This window comes from Actinokineospora auranticolor, from assembly GCF_002934265.1.
In the GTDB taxonomy this organism is placed as follows: Bacteria; Actinomycetota; Actinomycetes; order Mycobacteriales; family Pseudonocardiaceae; genus Actinokineospora; species Actinokineospora auranticolor.
Map to the genome: position 1 here is coordinate 1 of NZ_PTIX01000036.1, position 21,179 is coordinate 21,179.

The following is a 21,179-nucleotide window of genomic DNA, read 5'->3' on the forward strand; positions in this document are numbered from 1 at the left end:
GCGGATTTTTCCCCCTGAACGCCAAGCGAGAGCGTTATCGGAGACCTGCGCGGAAATCAACGAGAGACACCTCGCGGCCCGAAGGCACCGAACGTGCCCCCGTGTGGCCAAACGTGGACGCCATAAACGCTACCCCACCAAAAAGGCAAACATCAAGGCGTTCGACATCAGGGTCCGGCCACCATCAGAATCCTCGCACCTAGCTTAAGTTAGTGGCATTGCGCCTCCGGCCCCCCGGAAGCAATTCTACCGGCGAGGACTGACGGTTCGGCCGAGAATGATCTAGCTTGTGGACAACTCCGTTGAGGTCGCGACGACGCCCCGACGGTTCGCGGTTGTCCACAGGCTTGATCGTCTTCTCGGCCTTTTGTCGGTCCACCTCGGTAGAATTGATTCCGGGGGCCGGAGGCACGCGGAGATCATCTCCAGGCGCACGACGCGCCGAACCAGGCAGGACGAGCCCGACCACCAGCCGGTTCCAGGACACCCGCCCGCAGACTCGATCACCTTCGAACCACGGCTCCCGTACCGGCAGGCAAACAGATTCCGGGACCAGAGGTGCGCGCCGAAATCGCCGCCAAGCAGCGTCTCGCCGAACCAGCAGGCTGAGCCCGCTCCGGGCACTCGTCCACAAATTGATCATCTTCGGTGCGGAACACCGATATCCGACGGCGAATCGGACGCCAGCGGCGCACCGCGAGATCGTCAGCTCGCCACATCGACAGGCCGACCCCGTCCCCCCGCCCGTTCCGGGCACCCGCCAAAGACCGGATCACCTTCTGCCGAAACGCCTGCGCCCTCCGGTCGCCCGAACGCCGGGGCCGAAGGCGCGCCGAGATCATCTCCACGCGCACAACGCGCCGAACCAGGCAGGCCGAACCTGCCCCTCACCGGATCCGGGCAGCCGCCCGCGGGCTGAACCACCGTCAGCCGAAGCCGTCGGGGCCGACCGGACACCGGGGCCGGAGGCCCATCGAGGCCATGTCGGATCCTCCGGCTCACCGAATCGACCAAACCGAACCAGCGCACCCGCCCGCTCCAGGGCACTTGTCCACCGGCTTGATCATCTTCAGCCGAAACCGTCGGTATCCGCCGGTAAGCGGTAAACCGGGGCCGGAGGCATAGCGTCGCCCCAAGAGAAATGGGCCGAAATCCTCGCACCGGGAAACACCGATGCCCATCCACGAGCCGGGACCACCAAGCCGCGGTGCCGCCGGAGCCGGGCGTCCGGGCCCGCTCCGGCGGCACCGCGAGAGCCGGTCGGTCCCACAGCCAGGACCGACCGGCCCGTACCGCGATCAGCCCGCGTTCTCGGTGACGACCACCGTGCGGGTGCCGATCGGCTGCTCCAGTGCCAACTCGACCGCGCGCGGGGTCAGCACCGTGGCGCACACCTTGCCGCCTTCCGGGCCGCCCTGGGGGGAGGTCATGGGGCTGAGGCTGACGGTGACCGACGTGTCGGTCGCCTGGCTGACCTGCGCGTCGATCCCCGCGCAAGCGTCCCGGGCGACGGCGACCAGCTGCAGCGACTTGCCGTCCGCGGACGACCAGACCCGACGTTCCTTGTAGGTGTCAGGCAGGGCCTTGACGTCGACCTGAGCGGCGGGCAGTTCCTTGTAACCCGCGGGCACGTCGACCTTGCCGTCGGGCTGCACGGCGACGTGCGGGGCCTGCGACTTCGTGGGTGCCGTGCCGGGGGCGGGGGCGGGCGCGGCGGAGCCGCCGGTCGGGGCGGGGGCCGCCGATCCGGCGGGCTGGGTGCCCGGCGCGGGGGACGGCGCGGCCGGGTCGGCCGAGCAGCCCGCGAGCCCCAGGAGAGCCAGGGCCGTGACGGCCGTGGACAGGATGGTCTTCATGACCCCAGGACGGTAATGCACGCCGTCCCGGTTGCAGCGCGCGACAAGGTGGTGCCCCGGTCGGTGGGGCAATACCGACCGGGGCACCCGGGAGGAGATGTCTTTACCGGCTCAACGCCAGTCGCGGCTACCGAACGTGTTCATCCGTAATCTGCTCATGCGCTCCGTTGCTCACTCTTGAGCACCACCTGGCGCTGCCCCAGCGGCTGGTCCAACTGCACGGTCAGCCTGGGGAAACGCAGGTCCATGGTGCACTGCTGGGGTTTCGCCGGGGTGGTCTCGACCAGGGTGACCACCACGTGGGCGGCGGTCTGGTCGGCGACCTCGGCGCTGGCCTTGCCGCAGCCGCCCTCCTGGGCGACCGCGCCGACGGTGGTCCCGCTGTCCTCGGTCCACACCAGCACCGGGTAGTTCTCCGCCAAGCCCTCGGCGTCGACCTGCCCCGAGGGCACGGCGGTACCGCCGCTCGGGGGCGTGCGCGCCGGTTGGCGGTCGGGCTCGACCACCGCGGAGCCGGGGGCCCCGGGTCGCAAGCCACCCGGGTCGCCCGGGGCCTCGGGTCCGGCGCAAGCGGTCAGTGCCGCGAGCAGAACGCCTGCGCCGATGACGGTTCCTAGGCGTTTCATGACCACAGGACGGACGCGCGCCGCCCCAGGGTTGCACGCGGATCGTCAGACCACCGGCACGGACCGCACCGAACGCCCGGCCAGGGGCCGCGAGCAGGCCGAACACACCAGCGTGACGTGGTACTCGTGGTCGGTGCCGCGGTGGCGCAGCAGCACCGCGGGCCCCTCGGGGGCGAGGAACCAGCGCTGCCCCCAGTCCAGCCCGGTCATGATCGCCGGGAAGAACGCGCGGCCCTTGTCGGTGAGCCGGTAGACCGACCGGTCGGAGCGGTCCGGGTCGCCGGAGGCGGTGAGGAAACCGAGGGCGCGGAAGGTGCGCAGCCGGTCGGCCACCACGGTCGTCGGGGCGCCGAGGCGGCGCTGGAAGTCGGAGAACCGGCGGGCGCCGAGGAACACCGCGCCGAGCATGGCCGCCGACCAGCGGTTGCCGATGAGCGCGCGGCTCTGCGGGAAGAAGCCCGGCCCCAGGCTGGTGGAGCCGCTGGCGCGGCGGCGCAGCGTGGTGATCGGCGCCGACCGGGGCCACGAGCCGCTGGGCCCGAACTCGGCCTCGACGTCGCGCGGGGCGACCGCGACCCGGCAGGTCCCGCAGGCCAGCACGGGTTCGAACAGCGCGCCGCAGTCGGCGTGGCGCATGGCGGGCAGGTCGGGTCCGGGCCCGTCGGCCCAGGCCACCTCCCAGGCCCACACCGACAGCATCATCGGCCACAGCGCCGCGCCGCGCGGGCTGAGCTGCCACTCCTGGTCGGCGCGCACCAGCACGCCCTGGTCGCTGAGGTGGCGCAGCCGGGAGGCCAGCACGGCGGGCGAGATCGGCAGCAGCTCCTGCCAGCGCCGGGCGTGCCGGGTGCCGCGCTGCAGGGCGTGGCGCAGGATGAGCAGGGTCCACTCGTCGGCCGCGGTACCGATGGTGAGGGCGATGGCGTTGTCGCCACCCGCGCCGAGCTGGCTGGGCCGGTCCGGTGGGTGGATCATGGCCGGGGCGTCGTCGTCTGCGTGGTCATGCCGTTTCGGGTGGTTGCTCCCACGGCCCGGGCAGGGGCCTCGCGGTACGGGCGACCAGCATAGCGGTAGTCCCGTACTCGGCACGGGCGAACGGCGCGACCCGGCGGTCTAGGGGTCCACTTAGGACTCGACTACGCGCGGTGACGAACCTCCCGGCGGGCAGTGGTTGCCGCACCCGCCGCGCGCGACTAGAACTGGCCCCGGGGCGAGGCCGGATCCGACGGGGGGACGACATGGGGGGCGAGGCGTACCTGTTCGACTTCGTCCGCACCGCGCGCGGGCGCGGCTCGGCGGACGGCGGCCTGCACCACCGGACCCCGCTGGACCTGGTGACCGGCCTGCTGGACGCCCTGCTCCGGCGCAACCCGCGACTGGACCCCGCCGAGGTCGACGACGTGGTGCTGGGCTGCATGGCCCAGCACGGGGAGCAGGGCGGCAACCTGGCCAGGACCGCGACGCTGCTGGCGGGCTGGGACCGCGGCGGGCGCGGCGGCGTGCCCGGCGTGATGGTCAACCGGTTCTGCGCGTCCGGGCTCGACGCGGTGGCCCAGGTCGCGACCAGGGTCCGCGCGGGCGAGGTGGGCCTGGCGGTCGCGGGTGGCGTGGAGAGCTCGTCGCGGGTGCCGGAGCAGGCGGATCGCGCTCCACTGTGGACGGACGTGGACGTGGTGCGGCGCACGGGGTCCGTGCACCCCGGGGTGGCCGCCGACCTCGACGCCACGGTCGACGGGTTCAGCCGCGAGGACCTCGACGGGTTCGCCCTGGAGTCGCACCACAAGGCGGCCGCCGCGTGGCGCGCGGGCGCCTTCGCCGACTCGGTCGTCGACCTCGGGCTCGGCCACGACGAGCTGGTGCGTCCCGACCTCGGCCGCGACGCGCTGACCCCGCTGCCGCCCGCGTTCGCCGGTCTCGGCGCCGACGGCCAGGACGCGCTGGCGCTCACCGGGCGCGGGTGGCCCACGCGCGTCGACCACCGGCACACCGACGCCACCTCGGCCTCGCCCGCCGACGGAGCCGCGCTGCTGCTGGTGGGCGACCTGACCACCGGGCACCGCCTTGGTCTGCGCCCCCGCGCGCGAGTCGTCACGTCGGCCGTAGTGGCGACCGACCCGGTCACCACGCTGGCGGGCCAAGAGGCTGTCGCGCTGGTACTACGGCGCTGCGGGCTCTCGGCCGACGACGTGGACGTCTTCGCGTTCGGGGAGGCGTTCGCCGCGCAGTGCCTGCGGTTCCGCCGCGCCTTCGACGCCGGACCGGAGCGGCTCAACCCGGCGGGCGGCACGCTGGCCGCGGGTCACCCGGCGGGCGCCGCGGGCGCGATCGTGGTCGGCGAGTGCCTGGTGGAGTTGGAGCGGAACGCGGGCCGGGTCGGCGCGGCGGGCATCAGCGGCGCCGTGGGCCTGGGCGCCGGTCTGCTCCTGGACCGTTCGGGGTAACGCGTTCATCCCGGCGCCACCGCGGTGTGCGGTCGTGTTCACTGGTGCGCTGTGGCCCGGTACCAAAGTGATCATGTGCTCCGCCTCTGCGCCCTGATCGCCGCGCTCGGCTCCCTCACCGCCTGCGCCGCCGACCCCGCGCCCCGCGCCGTCGTCGACATCGAGTCGGTGGTCCCGACACCCGCGATCCCGGTCGGCGCGGGCGCCTCGACCGGCAGCTACACCGTCGACTGCGGGCGCAACGCGGAGAACCACCGCAACTCCGACAACCTCGTGGCCTCCCCCGGCGTCCGCGACGGCGCGCACCACCTGCACGACTACGTCGGCAACCTCAGCACCGACGCGTTCAGCACCAACGACTCCCTCGCCGCCGCCAAGACGACCTGCCGCGACGGCGACGCCTCCAGCTACTACTGGCCCGTGCTGCACCTCAACGGCCACCACGACGAGGTACGCGCACCGGACTCCGTGCACATCACCTTCCTCGGTAGCCCGGTGAGCAAGGTTGTCGCCATGCCGCGGTTCTTGCGCACTGTCACCGGTGACGCCAAGGCAGGGCAGGGCGCGCGCCCGACGTGGACATGCGCCGGTTTCCCCGACCGCGCCACTACGAGCTACCCGCGCTGCCCGGCCGGTGCGCGGATTCTGCGCGTCTACGAGTTCCCCAGTTGCTGGGACGGTCGCGCCACGGACAGCCCCGACCACAAGGCGCACCTGAGGTTCCCCACGGGCAACGGCGCCTGCCCGCGCGCGACGTTCCCGGTGCCGCGGCTGCGCGTTGAGGTCGGGTACGACCTGCCCGCGGACACCGACTTCACCATCAGCAGCTTCCCCGAGGTCGCCGACCGCGCGTCGGCGTCCGACCACGCGCACTTCGTCAACGTGCGCACCGAGGCGGCCACGGCCGACGTCGTGACCTGCATCAACCAGGGCCGCGACTGCTGACGGGTCGCGTTCGAACCGAACCCGCCCGGCGCACGTGTCAGCCGGGAAAGCGCAACCGGACGCCGTTGGGACAGGAGTCGGCATGGCGAGGCTGTTCGCCCGGGCACGGGCGACATCGAGGGACGAGGCGCTGGTCCGCTCGCTCTACGAGGAACACGGCGGGGCCCTGCTGGCCTACGCCGTGCGGCTCACCGGCGACCGGGCGGCGGCCGAGGACGTGGTCCAGGAGACGCTGGTGCGGGCCTGGCGGCACGCGGACAAGCTGATGAGCGGCGAGGGCTCGGTCCGGGCCTGGCTGTTCACCGTGGCCAAGAACCTTATCGTGGACAAGGTCAGGGCCAAGGCGGCCCGACCGACCGAGGTCGCCGAGTCGCCGACCGCCGTGCCCGTGGCCAAGGACCACGCGCAGCGGGTGGTGGACTCGATGAGCGTGCTCGCCGCGATCGAGGGGCTGTCCGAGGACCACCGGAAGGTGTTGGTGGAGATCTACTTCCGCGACCGCAGCGTCGCCGAGGCCGCCCAGGAGCTGGGCATCGCCCCGGGGACGGTCAAATCGCGGTCGCACTACGCGTTGCAGGCCCTGCGCACCGCGATGTCCGGGCGCCGGGCGGCATTGGAGGGGACCGCATGAGCACCCACGAGGCCCCGATGCTCGGCGCGTACGCGCTGGGCGCGCTGGACGAGGACGAGCGCCGGGCGGTCGACGACCACCTGGCCGGGTGCGCGGCGTGCCGCGCGGAACTGGCGGAGTTGGAGGAGGTGCGGGACATGGCGGGAGAGCTGCCGGCGGAGGCTTTGCTGCACGGCCCGCCGGAAGGCGGTGACCTGCTGCTGGCCAGGACGCTGCGCCAGGTGCGCACCGAGTCGGCGGTGCGGCGCAACCGGGGGATCGCGGTCGCGGCCGTCGCGGCGGCAGCGGTGGCGGCGGCGGTCCTGGGCACCGGGGTCGTGATCGGACGGTCCACCGGGGACCCGCAGGCCCTGCCGACCCCGACGGCGACCGCCGCCCCGACCGACACCCCGGAACCCGGTCAGGTCCTGCAGGCGACCGACCCCCGGAGCGGGGCCCAGCTGACGGCCCGGCTCACCCCCGCCGAAGGGTGGGTGCGGTTGAACGCGTCGGTGACCGGGATCCCGGAGGGCGAGCGCTGCCGGGTGGTCGTGGTCGGCAAGGACGGGATCCGCGAGCAGGCCGGGAGCTGGCAGGTGTCGGCCAAGGGCGCGGCGAGCGGGACGAACCTGGACGGCATGGCGTTGGTCGATCTGTCCGATGTGGCCGGTATCGAGGTGGTGAACACCGAGGGCAAGGTGTTCGTGTCCGCGCGCCTGTGAGTCCGGAAACCGCGGCCCCGCCGGTGCACCGGCGGGGCCGCGGTCGATTCGCGCCCAAGACTGGACGAACTCCCAGGCGCCGGAAACGGTCGCCTGAGTGGCAAGCGCGCCCCAACCGCCACCCGACCGCTCCACACCACAACGGCGAAAGACGACGGACACCGCCAGGACACTCGACCCGCCACGGGTAGTCCGGCCGCAGCCATACCCGCGCCGGCCGCGCGAGCCTTCCATCCACTGGCAAGGTCGCGTGGACAGCAGGCGCGTCCCGGCCGGCACTCGGACTGCTCCGCGCCACAACGGCGAAGACGGCGCGCGTGGCCGAGACACTCAGCCCGCCACCGGTAGGCCAGCCCGAAGCCACACCCGCACCAGGCCCGGGACCGGCGAACCCGCGGGCGTCCGAGACGATCGCGTGCGGGTCGGCGCGCTCCGGCTGCCACCCGAACCGCTGCCGCACAACGACCGGCACGAGACCCACCGGTTGACCGGCCGAGGCGGTAACCCGCGTCAGGCTCGGGACTGGGCGAACTTCCAGGCGTCGGAGATGATCGCGTGCAGGTCGGCGCGTTCCGGGCGCCAGCCGAGGTGTTCCTGCGCGGCGGCGGAGGAGGCGACCAGGGTGGCGGGGTCGCCGGGGCGGCGGGGGGCGGTGTTGCTGGGGATGGGGTGGCCGGTGACCTCGCGGCAGGTCTCGACGACCTGGCGGTTCGAGAAGCCGGTTCCGGTGCCCAGGTTGAAGATCCGGTGCTCGCCGCCGGTGGCGTTGGCCAGCGCCAGCAGGTGCGCCTCGGCCAGGTCCAGCACGTGGATGTAGTCGCGGACGCAGGTGCCGTCCGGGGTGGGGTAGTCGTCGCCGTAGAGGGAGATCGACTCGCGGGTGCCCAGGGCCACCTGGAGCACGATCGGGATCAGGTGGGTCTCGGTGGTGTGCCGCTCGCCGAAGCTCCCGTAGGCGCCCGCGACATTGAAGTAGCGGAGGCTGACCGCAGCCAGGCCGTGCGCCTTGGCGTACGAGGTGATGGCGTGGTCGATGGCCAGCTTGCTCGCGCCGTAGGTGTTGGTGGGGCGGGTGGGGGCGGTCTCCAGGATCGGGACCTGCTCCGGCTCGCCGTAGGTGGCCGCGGTCGAGGAGAACACCAGCCGCGGGGTGCCCGCGTCGCGCATCGCGTCGAGCAGGCGCAGCGAGGTGACGACGTTGCCCTGCCAGTACTTCGCCGGGTCCGCCATGGACTCCGCGACCAGCGACTTGGCGGCGAAGTGCAGCACGCCGTCGAACCCGGCGCCGAGCAGCTCCGGGGCGGCCTCGGCGATGTCCGCCTCGACGAAGCGGGCGCCGTCGGGGACGGCGTCGGCGTGACCGGTCGACAGGTCGTCGACCACCACGACGTCGTGGCCCGCCTCCACCAGCCGGGCAGCGCAGACGCTGCCGACGTATCCCGCTCCGCCCGTGACGAGCAACTTCACCTTGGGTCCCTCTCCGTGTCAGTGGTCTCGGTGCGCGCCCGCGGACGGCACCGCGGTGAACAGGCGCGGTGCGGCGAGCGACCGCGCCGCGAACGCGGCGAGCACGGCGTCGCGGACCCCGGTGGCGCCCGGGGGCACCAGCGCGATCGCGGACCCGCCGAAGCCGCCGCCGGTCATCCTGGCACCCACCGCGCCCGCGGCGAGCGCCGCGTCCACCGCGAGGTCGAGTTCCGGGCAGGAGACCCGGTAGTCGTCCCGGAGGCTGGTGTGCGAGGCCGTCAGGTCCGGGCCGGTCGCGGCGAGGTCGCCCGCGCGCAGGGCGTCGACGACCCGCAGCACCCGCTCGTTCTCGGTGACCACGTGCCGGACCAGGGGCCGCAGCTCCTCGGGGAGGTCGGCGAGCGGGGTGTCCGGGGTGACGTCGCGCAGCGCCGGGACGCCGAGCAGCGCGGCGGCGCGTTCGCAGCCGCGGCGGCGGTCGCCGTACTCGGAGTCGGCGAGGGAGTGGCGGGCGCGGGTGTCGATGACCAGCACCTCGAACCCGCGCGCGGCGAACGGGACCTGCTCCTGGGCGCCGGAGCGCACGTCGAGGAACAGGGCGTGCGCCTCGACGCAGCACAGGGACGCGGTCTGGTCGAGCAGGCCGGTGGGGGCGCCGACGAAATCGTTCTCCGAGCGCCGCACCCAGTGGGCCAGCTCGGTGAGCGCGGCGGTCCCGCGCGGCTCGATGTCGGCGAGGCCGAGCAGCGCCAGGGCGACCGCGCACTGCAGGGCGTGCGACGAGGAGAGCCCGGCACCCGCCGGGACGTCGCCGGTGATCACCAGGTCGGCGCCGCCGGTGATGCCCTGCGCGCGCAGCACCCAGGCGACCCCCGACGGGTACGCGGCCCAGCCGGTGACCAGGCCGGGCGCCAGGTCCGCGACCGGGACCGGCTCGGCGCGCTGGGGGTTGCCGTCGTCCCCGACGGTCACCGCGGCGAGCAACCCGTCGGCGCGCGGCGCGGCGGCGACCGCGACCCGGTGCGGCAGGGCGAAGGGCAGGACGAGGCCGTCGTTGTAGTCGGTGTGCTCGCCGATCAGGTTGACCCGGCCGGGGGCGGACCACACCCCCGCCGGTGCGCGGCCGTGCAGCCGCCGGAACCGGTCGGCCGCCCGGTCCGCGGGGGTCACTGGGTGCGGGCCAGCACCGCGTGCAGCACCGTGGGCGACAGGGCGGCGGTGGTGCCCGCGCCGGTGACCTCGATGGCGCTGCCGTCCGGGCGCAGCGGGCCGACGGTGACGACGCTGCCGGGCAGCACGCCGACCGCCTTGAGCCCGGCCATCAGGTCCGCGTCGAGCTGCACGTGCTCCGCGATGCGGCGGATCTCCACCCGGCCCCCGCCGCGGCGGGCGACCTCGTCGACCCGGACCAGGCCCGCCTCCACCGGTGGCGCGGGCTCACCCTCGCCCAGCTTGTCGAGGCCGGGGATGGGGTTGCCGTACGGGGAGGTGGTGGGGTGGCCGAGCAGCTTGACCAGCTTGCGCTCGACGGCCTCGCTCATCACGTGCTCCCACCGGCACGCCTCGCTGTGCACCTGCTCCCACTCCAGGCCGATGACGTCGACCAGCAGCCGCTCGGCGAGCCGGTGCTTGCGCATCACGGCGATGGCCAGGGAGCGGCCGTGGTCGGTCAGTTCGAGGTGGCGGTCCCCCGCGACGACCACCAGGCCGTCCCGCTCCATGCGGCCCACCGTCTGGCTCACCGTGGGGCCGCTCTGCCCCAGCCGCTCGGCGATGCGGGCGCGCAGGGGGACGACGCCCTCCTCCTCGAGCTCGTAGATGGTTCGGAGATACATCTCGGTGGTGTCGATGAGTTCGTTCACGCCGGTTCCCCTTCGTCACCTCCATGTTAGTCGCTCGCCCCGACAGAGCAGTGCGGTAGTAGCGGTCAGTGACCAAAGGCCCGGGCCGGCAGGATGGGCCGGTGCAGTCACCCCTGGTGTCGGTGGAAGAGTTGGTGTCGCTTCTCGACAGTGCGCGCGCCCCGGTCGTGCTGGACGTCCGCTGGCGGCTGGCGGGCCCACCCGGGCGGGAGGACTACCAGGCAGGACACCTGCCGGGCGCGGTCTTCGTCGACCTGGACACGGCCTTGGCGGCCCCGCCCGGGGACGGTGGTCGGCACCCGCTGCCCGACCCCGACGTCTTGGCGCACGCCCTCCGCGCGGCGGGTGTCCGCGCCGACACCCCGGTCGTCGCGTACGACTCGGACAACGGCTCCGTCGCGGCCCGCGCCTGGTGGCTGCTGCGGTGGGCGGGACACCGTGAGGTCGCTGTACTCGACGGCGGCTACGCCGCGTGGACGGCAGCAGGGCAACGCGTCACCACCGAGGTGCCAACCCCTCCCCCGGGTGATTTCACGGTGACGCCGGGCCACATGCCGGTCATCGACGCCCCCGAAGCCGCCGCCCTGGCCACGAACGGCCTCCTGCTCGACGCCCGCGCGCCCGAGCGCTACCGGGGCGAGGTCGAACCCATCGACCCGCGCGCGGGCCACGTCCCAGGAGCCGTGAATGCCCCCTTTACGGCCCACACGACCCCCGACGGCCTCTGGCACCCGGCCGAAACCCTCGCCACCCACTACCGCGCCCTGGGCGTAACGGACACAACCGAGGTAGGCACCTACTGCGGCTCCGGCGTCACGGCGTCGTCGGTCGTCTTGGCGCTGGAGGTGGCGGGCCTGCGCGGCCCGGACAGCCCGGCAGCGCTCTACGCGGGCTCGTGGTCCCACTGGAGCCGGAACCTGGAAAACCCCGTCGAGACAACCTAACCCGCGCGGGGGTCAGGTTGATCACTCGGCAGGATGGGGACATGTCGACCAACCCCGGGAGTCCCGCCGCCGACGTGGCCGTGGAGAACGACTACGACGACTTCGCCGAGGCGTACACAGCCGAGAACGAGACCAGCCTCCTCAACGCCTACTACGCCCGGCCCGCGATCGTGGACCTGGCCGGGGACGTGGCCGGTCGGCGGATTCTCGACGCGGGCTGCGGCGCGGGCCCCGTGTCCGCGGCGCTGCGCGAGCGGGGCGCCGTGGTGGCGGGCTTCGACCGCAGCGCGAAGATGGTGGAGTTGGCCCGGCAGCGGCTCGGTGCCGACACCGATCTCCGGGTCGCCGACATCGGCGAGCCGCTGCCATACCCCGACGGCGCGTTCGACGACGCGGTCGCGGCCCTGGTGCTGCACTACCTGGAGGACTGGACCGGACCGCTGGCCGAGTTGCGGCGGGTGCTGAAGCCGGGCGGGCGGCTGATCGTCGTGGTCAACCACCCGATCATGCTGAAGATGGCGCACCGGGAGAGCGACTACTTCGCGACCACCAAGTGGACCGACGAGTACGAGTTCAACGGCCACAAGGCTGTGCTCACCTACTGGCACCGACCGCTGCACGCGATGACCGACGCCTTCACCGCGGCGGGCTTCCGCACGGCCGTCATCAGCGAGCCACCGCCGTCACCCGAGGCCCACGAACTCTTCCCCGACGAGATGGCGCCGTTCCCCTCCGGCGCCTTCCTGAGCTTCCTGTTCTTCGTCCTGGAAGCCGTCTGATCCCGGCGCGTGCCGGTCGCGGCGGTGCTGGGCGTCGGGGGACGGCACGCTCTAGGGTGCGGGTATGGGTGCGCGGGTCGGTGCGGGTGTGGTGTGGGATTCCGCGCTGCTGGGGTACGACATGGGGGACGACCACCCCTTCAACCCGCTCCGGTTGGAGCTGACCATGCGGTTGGCGCGGGGGCTCGGGGTGTTGGACGGGGTCGAGGTCGTCGCTCCCGTGTCCGCCGAGGACACCGATCTTGAGCGGGTGCACCGGGCCAACTACGTGGCGGCCGTGCGGGAGGCGCCGTCGGCGGGGTGGGACCTGGGTTATGGGCTGGGGACGGCCGACAACCCCGTGTTCGACCGGATGCACGCGGCGGCGGCGTTGGTGGTCGGTGGCACGTTGACGGCGGCCCGGCGGATCGCGAGCGGGGAGGTCGACCGGGCGGTGAACATCGCCGGTGGGCTGCACCACGCGATGGCGGACCGGGCGGCCGGGTTCTGCGTCTACAACGACTGCGCCGTGGCCATCTCGTGGTTGCTGGACAACGGGTTCGAGCGCGTCGCCTACATCGACGTCGACGTGCACCACGGCGACGGCGTGCAGGCCGCCTTCTACGACGACCCGCGTGTGCTGACCGTCTCGCTGCACCAGCACCCGGCGACCCTCTGGCCGGGAACCGGGTTCGTCACCGAACTCGGCGGACGCCAGGCGCAGGGGACATCGGTCAACATCCCCCTGGCCCCGCGCACGTGCGACGCCGAGTGGTTGCGGGCGTTCCACGCGACGGTGCCGTCGTTGCTGGGCGCGTTCCGACCGCAGGTGCTGGTCACGCAGTGCGGTGTGGACACACACATCGAGGACCCGTTGGCCGACCTGGCGCTGTCGGTCGACGGCCAGCGGGAGATCTACCGCGTGCTGCGCGACCTCGCCGACCGGTACGCGGGCGGCAAGTGGCTCGTCACCGGTGGCGGCGGCTACGAACTGCTCCGCGTCGTCCCCCGCTCGTGGACGCACCTGCTCGCGACCGTGCTCGACCGCGACCTGCCGGTGGACACGGCGGTCCCGGTCGACTGGCTGACCGACGTGCGCCGCATGGCCCCGCGCGCCGATCTGCCGACCACCATGGGCGACGACCGCGACACCGCGTTCGAACCGTGGGGCGGTGGGCGGGAGCAGCCGGTGGACACGGTGATCCGGGACGTGCGGAGCGCGGTCTTCCCACTGCACGGCCTTGACCCGGACGACCCGAGGGACTGACGTGACCCCGCCGCGCCGCGACCCCTACGCCTACCCGCGCCACTGGGAGGCCGACATCGTGCTGGCCGACGGTGGCACCGCGCACCTGCGCCCGATCGTGCCCACCGACGCCGACGCGCTGCTCGCCTTCCACACCCGGCTGTCCGAGCGCACCCGCTACTTCCGCTACTTCGGCCCCTACCCGCGCATCCCGGAGAAGGACCTGGTCCGGTTCACCACCGTCGACCACCACGACCGGGTGGCGTTCATCGCCCTGCTGGGCGACGACATCGTCGCGGTCGGCCGCTACGAGCGGTTGCCCGGCCAGGACTCCGCCGAGGTCGCGTTCGTCGTGGAGGACGCGCACCAGGGCCGCGGACTCGGCTCGATCCTGCTCGAGCACCTCGCCGCGGCCGCCCGCGAACGCGGCCTGGCCCGGTTCGAGGCCGAGGTGCTGGCCGAGAACGTCCAGATGGTGCGGGTGTTCCGGGACGCGGGCTACCAGGTCAGCCGGGCCTTCGACGAGGGCGTGCTGCACCTGGAGTTCGCCATCGATCCCACCGAGGCGTCGGTGGCGGTGGCGCACTCCCGCGAGCAGGCCGCCGAGGCGCGCAGCGTGCACAACCTGCTGCACCCCCGCTCGGTCGCGGTGATCGGCGCGTCGACCGACCGGGCGAAGGTCGGCAACGCGGTGCTGGCCAACCTGCTCGCCGCCGACTTCGCCGGACCGGTGTTCCCGGTCAACGCCGAACACCGGTCGGTGCGCGGCGTGCGGGCGTACCCGACCGTGCTCGACATCCCCGACCCGGTGGACTTGGCCGTGGTGGCCATCCCGGCGGCGGGCGTCGACGAGGTCATGGACGCCTGCCTGGCCAAGGGCGTCAAGGCGCTGGTCGTGGTCAGCTCCGGGTTCGGCGAGACCGGCCCGGACGGCCGCGGCGCGGAGCGCAGGCTGGTCGACGAGGCCCGCGCGCACGGCATGCGGGTGGTCGGCCCGAACGCGCTGGGCGTGGTCAACCTGGACCCGGCGGTCCGGCTGAACGCCACCCTCGCCCCGACCCTGCCCGGTCGGGGCCGCACCGGCTTCTTCTGCCAGTCCGGCGCCCTGGGCACGGCCATCCTCGCCGACGCGGCCAGCCGCGGCCTGGGCCTGTCGACGTTCGTCTCCGCAGGCAATCGCGCCGACGTGTCCGGCAACGACCTGTTGCAGTACTGGGAAACCGACCCGGCGACCGACGTTGTTCTGTTGTACCTGGAATCGTTCGGCAACCCCCGCAAGTTCGCCCGGCTCGCCCGCAGGTTGGGGCGGAGCAAGCCGGTTGTCGTGGTCAAGTCCGGTCAGAAGACCGTGTTGCCCGCCCTCGCCAAGACGGGCGTGGCCGTGGACGACGCGAGCCTCAGCGCGCTGTTCGAACAGGCGGGCGTCATCCGAGTGGAGACGATCGCCCAGCTCTTCGACACCGCGCTGCTGCTCGCCCACCAGCCGCTCCCGCCCGGCGACCGGGTCGCGGTGGTCGGCAACTCGTCGGCCATCGGCGTGCTGGCCGCCGACGCGGCGCTGGCCCAGGGCCTGGCGCTGGCGGGCGACCCGGTCGACGTCGGCGCGCAGGCCGACCCCGACTCCTTCGCCGCGGCCGTGTCCTCGGCGCTGCGCCGCGCGGACGTCGACTCGCTGATCGTGGTGTTCGTCCCGCCCCTGGCCATCCCCGGCACCGCCTACGCCCGCGCGTTGCGCGAGGCGGCCGAGGACCTGGGCGACGCGCACCGCAAACCCATCGTCTCCACCTTCCTCGCCGCCGAGGGCATCCCGGCCGAGCTCGCGGTGCCCGGCCCGGGTGGCGCCCCGGGCCGCGGCTCGGTCCCGTCGTACCCGAGCCCGGAGCGCGCGGCCGCCGCCCTGGCCAGGGCCACGACCTACGCCCGCTGGCGGTCCACGCCCGTGGGCGAGTTCGTCCGACCGGACGGCCTCGACCCCGACCGGGCGGGCGCGGTGGTGGCCGCCGCGTTGTCCGGCGCGGAGGGCGAGGTCGACCTGACCGACGACCAGGTGCTGGAGCTGCTGGGCTGCTACGGCGTCGAGGTCATGCCGTTCCGCGTGGTGACCGGCCCCGACGCGGCGGTCGCGACGGGCACGGAACTCGGCCTGCCGATCGTGCTGAAGACGGCGAGCGAGGTGTTCCGGCACCGCAGCGACCTGATCGGCGTCCGGCTCGACCTGACGACCGCGGACGCGATCCGCAACGCCTACCACGACCTGCGGGCCGTGTCCGGTGTCGACGAGGTCTACGTGCAGCGCATGGCCCCCAAGGGCAACTCTTGTTCCATAAGCCTCCAAGACGATCGTTCGTTCGGCACGGTGATCTCCTTCGGGTTGGCGGGCGTGATCAGCAACCTGCTCGGCGACCGGGCGCACCGGGCGTTGCCGCTGACCGACTCGGACGCGGCGAGCCTGGTCCGCGCCCCGAAGACGGCTCCGCTGCTGGCGGGCTACGGCGGTGGCGAGCCCGCCGACCTGTCCGCGTTGGAGCGGTTGGTGTTGCGGGTGGCGGCGTTGGCGGAGGACATCCCGGAGATCCGCGCCCTGACGCTGGAGCCGATCCTGGCCTCCGCCGCGGGCGCCTTCGTCACGGGAGCGCGCGCGACGGTCGGACCGCCCCCGTCGCGGCACGACTCCGGACCACGCCGCCTCCGCCCGATCAGGTGACCGGCCGCTGACGCGCCAACCTCCTGATGACCGGAGCCGTGATGACTTCCCGGGGAAGCTCGCACGGGATCGGTGGGTCACCACGCCTCAACGACCCCTCGGTGCGCACATCGTCGAGATTGACTACTACGCCCTCGATGAGCGTGCGTAGGTCATCCGGTGGCATCCCGTGGTGGGCTGCCGAGACCAAGAGGCTCGACAACACGTGCCCGGGCTGCGCGGTCGAAGAGATCTCCAGCGCGATGTGCGCCAAGATGCCGTTGCCTGCCAGGTAAGCGCTAACCGCCAGCAGACAGGCCGGTTCGGCACGCTCGGGTTCGGGGACCGCGCGGACCATCCTGGTCCACAATCGAGCGGCCGCCGCGTCCTTGGCCGTCATGGCGAAGGCGAGGCACCTGTCACGTACGCCCTCCCGTCCCAAGGCCAGCGCCAACCTGGCTATCCGCTCGTCGGAAAGCCCCGGTTCGCGGTAGTCCGGTGAGTGCGGCGCCTGACTGCGCGCCCCTCGAGAGAGTCCGTCCAGTGTGGAGGACACGGCGGTCTCGTGAAAGGCGTCCACAGCGGATTCCACATGAGAGAACAGATCCTCGTCGGAGGTGGGGTCGTCCAGTTCCTCGGACAGCAACTGGTCGATCATCTCCGCGCGGCGCTCGAGATCCGCCGCTGGATCCGGTGCCAGGGTGTCGGCCATCGCCTGGCGGGACGGGTATTTGACCACCCCGGCCACCGTGTACTGGGCGGCTATCTCCGAGCAATCCGGGTCCGGTACCACGCCGCCGTCCAAGTCGTCGTAGCAACGCCAGGGTTCACCCGCCTTGACCGACGCGGTCCACAGCGCGCGCGGCACCGTGATGCCGCTGGCGGCGAGCTCGGCCCTGGCCATGTCCGCGAACTCCCGGTGCGGCAGGGGTTCCCCGCCCCGGCCGACCACTACGAGGATCGCGGCGCCGACGTCGTGTTCCACCGCGACCATGGCGAGGTGCGCGGCGCCCGCCTCGTAGTCCGGTGGGGCGGGCAGGTCCGCGCGGATGACCGGTCCCAGGGACGGGACCGGGCCGGGGCCGCGCAGGGTCAGGGCGATGACGGAGTTGTCGGGGTGGTACCCGAGCAGGTAGGGGATGGCGGCGATGAGGTCGGCGGCTTGGTGGAGGTTTGTCGTCATGGGACCACTGTGCTCGCGGTAGGGGTTCGCGGCAATGGGCGGGGGTGGGCCTGTGGATGGATTCGGGGTGTGTGGATGAAATCGGGGTTGATTGTCCCTTGTGGACAATGCGAACGGCGGCGGCCCCCTGGTGGGAGGGCCGCCGCCGGGTAGGGCGTCGCGAGGTCAGCCGACCGCGGACTTGAGCGCGTCGAGCCCGCCCACGATCGGGAGGGTCAGGTTGCTGCCCTTGAGGTCCACCGAGATCCCGGCGCCGGGTGCGGGGCGCAGGGTGTACTCGTTGTCACTGGAGAGCACGACCAGGCCGAAGCGGTGGCCCGCCGCCAACACGTAGTCGTCGGGCACCAGGTCGACCCGCAGGTCGTAGTACTTGCCCGGCTGGATCGGCTCGGTGCGGCTGATGTTCTTGCGGTTCTGCGGGTCGGTCCAGCCGCGGGTCACGATCGTGGACTTGCCGTCCGGACCGCGGTCGACCAGCAGCGCGGTGACGTTGGCCGCCGGGCGGGTGAAGGCCAGCCGCAGGTACGCCTCGCCCTTGCCGCTCAACCGCACCGGGGTGCTCGCCGGGCCGCTGAGGTAGATCAGCCGGTTCGGCGAGGTCGGGGCGTTGGCCAGGTCGGCGGCGAGCTTGGTGGCGTCGTCGGTCAGCGACTCCACCACGCGCCGGTCCGGCCGCCCGACGGTCAGCGAGCCCGCGGTGGCGCCACCGGCACCGGGGTAGAGCGTGGCCGCCGCGGCGGCGGGGGCGGGCCACTCCGGCTCATCCACCCACGACTTGTCCTCGCGCTGGATGGTCAGCCGGGGTCCGTTCTGGATGCCGTTGTCGACGCCGTAGAGGTAGTGCGACAGCCACTTGTTGAGCGTGGCCAGCCATTCGTCGCGGCGCAGGGAGTACGGGTCGGCGTGGCCGGACTGGTGCAGCCAGATCTTGTGCTCGACGCCCTGCCGCTTCAGCGCGTCGTACCACTGCGCCACGTGGGTCATCTTGACGTTCCAGTCGTTGAGCCCGTGCACCGCCAGCACCGACGCGCGGACCTTGCGCACGTCGTTGAGGTAGTTCCGCTCGTCCCAGAACTGGCTGTAGTCGCCGGTGACCCGGTCCTGCTGCGCGGTGATCTCGTCGATCACCGGGGCGCACGGCGCGCGGTCGGCGCGGGTGTGCACGTACTTGGCCAGGACGTCGAGGTCTTCACCCTGGTACGTGCCGGGGGCGACGACAGCGCCGTCCGCGCGGTAGTAGTCGTACCAGCTCGAGATGGCCGCGATGGGGATGATGGTCTCCAGCCCGCGCACGCCCGTAGTGGCGACAGCGTTGGGCAGGGTGCCGTTGTAGGACACGCCCATCATCCCGACCTTGCCGGTCGTCCACCCGGCGGTTACGCGCGTCCCGGCGGCGTCCTGCGCGGGAGCGCGACCGTTGAGCCAGTCGATGACCGACCGGGCGCCGATGGTCTCGTTGCGGCCACCGCTGGTCGGGCACCCGGTGGACTGGCCGGAGCCCAGCGACTCCGCGTAGACCACGGCGAACCCGCGGGCGGTGAAGTAGGACTCGTACCGCCAGGTGATGGCCGGGTTCGGGCCCGCGAGCCCGGAACGCGCCGCTTTCGGCCCAGGACGGTTGTCGGGGGCGTTCAGCTCGACGTCCACGTTGTGGTTCGGAATGTCGTTGCCGCCCGCGTAGTAGGGGCTGGCCTGGTAGACGACCGGTACGCGCAAGCCCTGTTCGGTGGCGCGCGGACGCACGACCTCCACATGCACGAGGTCGTCACGACCGTCGTTGTCGCTGTCCACGGGCGCGTTGACCCACAACGACTCACGGACGACGTCCGTGCTGCTGAACACCGGTTGGGCCTGCCCGTCGACGAACACCGGCGCGGGTGGCTCCGGTTCCGCCGAGGCGGGGGTGACGAGCGCCGCGGTGGCGACCAGCGCGGTGAGCACACAGGTGACGGCGGGTCTCGCACGTCTCATAGCGTTCTCCAAAGCTTGGTGGGGACCTTCTGCGCACCCTTGTCCCCACCGCTCACCAGTGTCAAGGGCTATCCAGTCTGTCCACACGGGACGTTCGACGGTCGTGGCCCCGGCGAACCACTGCCGCTGGGCCGGTCGGATGAGTAGCCTCGCGGCGTGAGCACCCGCCTGGACGCCCCCATCACCGCCGTGACCGTCTACCCCGGACAGGCGCGGGTCACCCGCCGCGCCACCGTGACCGCCGCCGAGGGCGAGCAGCGGGTGGTGGTCGGCGGGCTCCCCCGCGACCTGCACCCGGACTCGGTGCGGGTCAGCGGGCACGGACCGGCCACCGTGCTGGGGGTCGACGTGCGGCCGGAGCGCAACCCGCGCACCCAGGACGCGGCGCTCGGCGAGCTGGAGGAGCGCCGCGACGCACTACAGCGCGCGCAGGCGGACCAGGCCGACCGGCTCACCGTGCTCGACACCCGGCTCGAGGTGCTCAACGCCATGGCCCGGCGCACCAGCGCCACGTTCGCGCAGGCACTGGCCCGCGACGAGGCGGCGCCCGGGCGGGTCGCGGAGGTCGGCGCGGCGCTCGCCGAGCAGCTGACCGACGCGCACCGGCAGCGCCGGGAGGTGGTCGAGTCGATCCGCCGGACCCAGGAGGAGCTGGACGAGGCCGAGCGGCGCCTGGCCGACCGGCGGCAGGTCGGCGAGCCGGACAACACGGCCGTCGAGGTGGACCTGGCGGCGACCGCGGCGGCCGAGGTCGAGCTGGAGGTCTCCTACCTGGTGGATTCCGCGAACTGGGAGTCCCGCTACGACATCCGGCTCAGTGCCGAGACGCTGTCGCTGACCTGGTACGGGCTGGTCACGCAGTACAGCGGCGAGGACTGGCCGGAGTGCGACCTGCGGCTGTCCACGGCCCGACCGGCCCACGGGGTGGACGTGCCGGAGCTCAGCCCGTGGTACCTCGACGCGCTCAAGCCGGTTCCGCCGCCCGCCCCCCGCGCGTCGGCGTCCCGGGCCGGTTTCGGCGCCGCCGCCCCGATGGCCGCGCCCGCCGGTGTACCGCTGGGGTACTCCGCCGCGCCGATCGCCGAGTCTTACGCGGTAGCCGAGCAGGGCGCCGCAGCGACGACCTACCGTCCGAGCCGCCCTATCGCCGTACCCGCCGACGGTACGGCCCACCGGACCACGGTTACCGCCATCGAGCTGCCCGCGAGCGTGGACCACGTGACCGTCCCACTACGGGGCCCGGAGGCGTACCTGCGCGCGAAGGTCACCAACAACTCAGAACACACCCTCCGCGCCGGCCGAGCGTCGATCTTCCACGACGCCGAGTTCGTCGGCGTGACGAACCTGGCCGTCTGGGCGCCGGGCGAGGAGGTCGAGCTGGCGCTGGGCATCGACGACCGGGTGCGGGTCGAGCGCGACCTGGTCAAGCGGTCGGCGGGCAAGGCCGTACTGGGCGGCACGCGCCGCGAGGAGGCGACCTACCGGATCAAGGTCGGCAACTTCGGCCCGCACCGCTCGAAGATCACCGTGGTCGACCAGGTGCCGGTGTCGCGCAGCGAGGCGATCGTGGTCCGCGACGTCGTGGTCAAGCCGCAGCCGAGCGAGCAGACCGACCTGGGCGAGCTGACCTGGGCGCTGGACGTGCCCGCCGGCGAGACCGCCGAGATCACCATCGGCTTCCGCGTGGACGTCGCCAAGGGCACCACCCTCGCGGGCTGGCGCGACTGACCGGCGTTCCCGGGGCCCGTCCACCCACCGGTCGGGCCTCGGGCGCGCTCTCCACCATCCGCGAGGACTCCCAAGCATTTCGAGCCCAACGCCCGCGAGGGGTCCCCCGCCAAGGGGAACCCCTTGTTCTCCAGCCT

The 21,179-nt window shown here is 72.9% G+C and carries 17 protein-coding genes; 9 read left to right on the top strand and 8 right to left on the bottom strand.

Features of this window, described 5'->3' with window-relative positions; translation table 11 throughout:
• Positions 1–1,298: 1,298 nt before the first annotated feature.
• The 3 genes from CLV40_RS34575 to CLV40_RS34585 form a co-directional block, all read right to left on the bottom strand.
• Positions 1,299–1,856 carry a hypothetical protein gene (locus CLV40_RS34575; RefSeq protein ID WP_104483247.1) on the bottom strand — a complete coding sequence of 186 codons (558 nt, stop codon included), beginning with the start codon at positions 1,854–1,856 and terminating at the stop codon, positions 1,299–1,301.
• Between the two features lie 155 nt (positions 1,857–2,011).
• Positions 2,012–2,482, bottom strand: a complete 471-nt coding sequence (locus tag CLV40_RS34580) for a hypothetical protein (protein ID WP_104483248.1) — start codon at positions 2,480–2,482, stop codon at positions 2,012–2,014.
• A gap of 45 nt (positions 2,483–2,527) precedes the next feature.
• The gene (locus CLV40_RS34585; protein WP_104483249.1) at positions 2,528–3,457 is read right to left on the bottom strand and encodes a winged helix-turn-helix transcriptional regulator; all 930 of its coding nucleotides are present in this window, start codon (positions 3,455–3,457) and stop codon (positions 2,528–2,530) included.
• A gap of 263 nt (positions 3,458–3,720) precedes the next feature.
• On the opposite strand from CLV40_RS34585, the gene CLV40_RS34590 reads away from it, so the two are divergent.
• The 4 genes from CLV40_RS34590 (at position 3,721) to CLV40_RS34605 (ending at position 7,200) form a co-directional block, all read left to right on the top strand.
• Positions 3,721–4,923 (top strand): acetyl-CoA C-acyltransferase, encoded by a 1,203-nt coding sequence (locus CLV40_RS34590; protein WP_104483250.1) that lies wholly within the window; start codon positions 3,721–3,723, stop codon positions 4,921–4,923.
• Positions 4,924–4,998: 75 nt separating this feature from the next.
• On the top strand, positions 4,999–5,868 hold the full coding sequence (locus CLV40_RS34595) for a DUF1996 domain-containing protein (protein ID WP_245931761.1): 870 nt from the start codon (positions 4,999–5,001) through the stop codon (positions 5,866–5,868).
• An 82-nt stretch (positions 5,869–5,950) separates the two neighbouring features.
• Positions 5,951–6,499, top strand: coding sequence for a sigma-70 family RNA polymerase sigma factor (locus tag CLV40_RS34600; protein WP_104483252.1), 549 nt, complete (start codon positions 5,951–5,953; stop codon positions 6,497–6,499).
• Entirely contained in the window at positions 6,496–7,200 is a 705-nt protein-coding gene (locus tag CLV40_RS34605; protein WP_104483253.1) for an anti-sigma factor family protein, read from the top strand. Before CLV40_RS34600 ends, CLV40_RS34605 begins: the two co-directional genes overlap by 4 nt.
• A gap of 510 nt (positions 7,201–7,710) precedes the next feature.
• On the opposite strand, the gene galE is transcribed toward CLV40_RS34605, so the two are convergent.
• Genes galE through CLV40_RS40470 form a run of 3 tightly spaced genes read right to left on the bottom strand, consistent with a single transcriptional unit; the run spans position 7,711 to position 10,529 of the window.
• On the bottom strand, positions 7,711–8,667 hold the full coding sequence (gene galE / locus CLV40_RS34610; protein ID WP_104483254.1) for a UDP-glucose 4-epimerase GalE: 957 nt from the start codon (positions 8,665–8,667) through the stop codon (positions 7,711–7,713).
• Positions 8,668–8,685: 18 nt separating this feature from the next.
• On the bottom strand, positions 8,686–9,837 hold the full coding sequence (gene galK / locus CLV40_RS34615) for a galactokinase (RefSeq protein WP_104483255.1): 1,152 nt from the start codon (positions 9,835–9,837) through the stop codon (positions 8,686–8,688).
• Positions 9,834–10,529, bottom strand: a complete 696-nt coding sequence (locus CLV40_RS40470; RefSeq protein ID WP_104483256.1) for an iron-dependent transcriptional repressor DtxR — start codon at positions 10,527–10,529, stop codon at positions 9,834–9,836. The genes galK and CLV40_RS40470 overlap by 4 nt, the downstream gene beginning before the upstream one ends.
• 101 nt (positions 10,530–10,630) lie before the next feature.
• Here CLV40_RS40470 and CLV40_RS34625 point away from each other — a divergent pair, with 101 nt between their 5' ends.
• From CLV40_RS34625 to CLV40_RS34640, 4 genes are all read left to right on the top strand, one after another.
• Complete coding sequence (locus tag CLV40_RS34625; protein WP_245931762.1) at positions 10,631–11,473, top strand: sulfurtransferase; 843 nt, start codon at positions 10,631–10,633, stop codon at positions 11,471–11,473.
• A gap of 41 nt (positions 11,474–11,514) precedes the next feature.
• Positions 11,515–12,252, top strand: a complete 738-nt coding sequence (locus tag CLV40_RS34630; protein ID WP_104483258.1) for a class I SAM-dependent methyltransferase — start codon at positions 11,515–11,517, stop codon at positions 12,250–12,252.
• Positions 12,253–12,316: 64 nt separating this feature from the next.
• Entirely contained in the window at positions 12,317–13,498 is a 1,182-nt protein-coding gene (locus CLV40_RS34635) for an acetoin utilization protein AcuC (RefSeq protein ID WP_104483259.1), read from the top strand.
• Position 13,499: 1 nt separating this feature from the next.
• The gene (locus CLV40_RS34640; protein ID WP_104483260.1) at positions 13,500–16,181 is read left to right on the top strand and encodes a bifunctional acetate--CoA ligase family protein/GNAT family N-acetyltransferase; all 2,682 of its coding nucleotides are present in this window, start codon (positions 13,500–13,502) and stop codon (positions 16,179–16,181) included.
• Here the strand turns inward: CLV40_RS34640 and CLV40_RS34645 are convergent.
• Positions 16,174–17,343, bottom strand: coding sequence for a DUF4192 domain-containing protein (locus CLV40_RS34645; protein ID WP_104483261.1), 1,170 nt, complete (start codon positions 17,341–17,343; stop codon positions 16,174–16,176). The genes CLV40_RS34640 and CLV40_RS34645 overlap by 8 nt on opposite strands.
• 165 nt (positions 17,344–17,508) lie before the next feature.
• Positions 17,509–19,314: a Xaa-Pro dipeptidyl-peptidase gene (locus CLV40_RS34650; protein ID WP_104483262.1), complete on the bottom strand. Its 1,806-nt coding sequence runs from the start codon at positions 19,312–19,314 to the stop codon at positions 17,509–17,511.
• 156 nt (positions 19,315–19,470) lie between these two features.
• Here CLV40_RS34650 and CLV40_RS34655 point away from each other — a divergent pair, with 156 nt between their 5' ends.
• Positions 19,471–21,042 carry a mucoidy inhibitor MuiA family protein gene (locus tag CLV40_RS34655; RefSeq protein ID WP_245931763.1) on the top strand — a complete coding sequence of 524 codons (1,572 nt, stop codon included), beginning with the start codon at positions 19,471–19,473 and terminating at the stop codon, positions 21,040–21,042.
• The last annotated feature ends 137 nt before the right edge of the window (positions 21,043–21,179 follow it).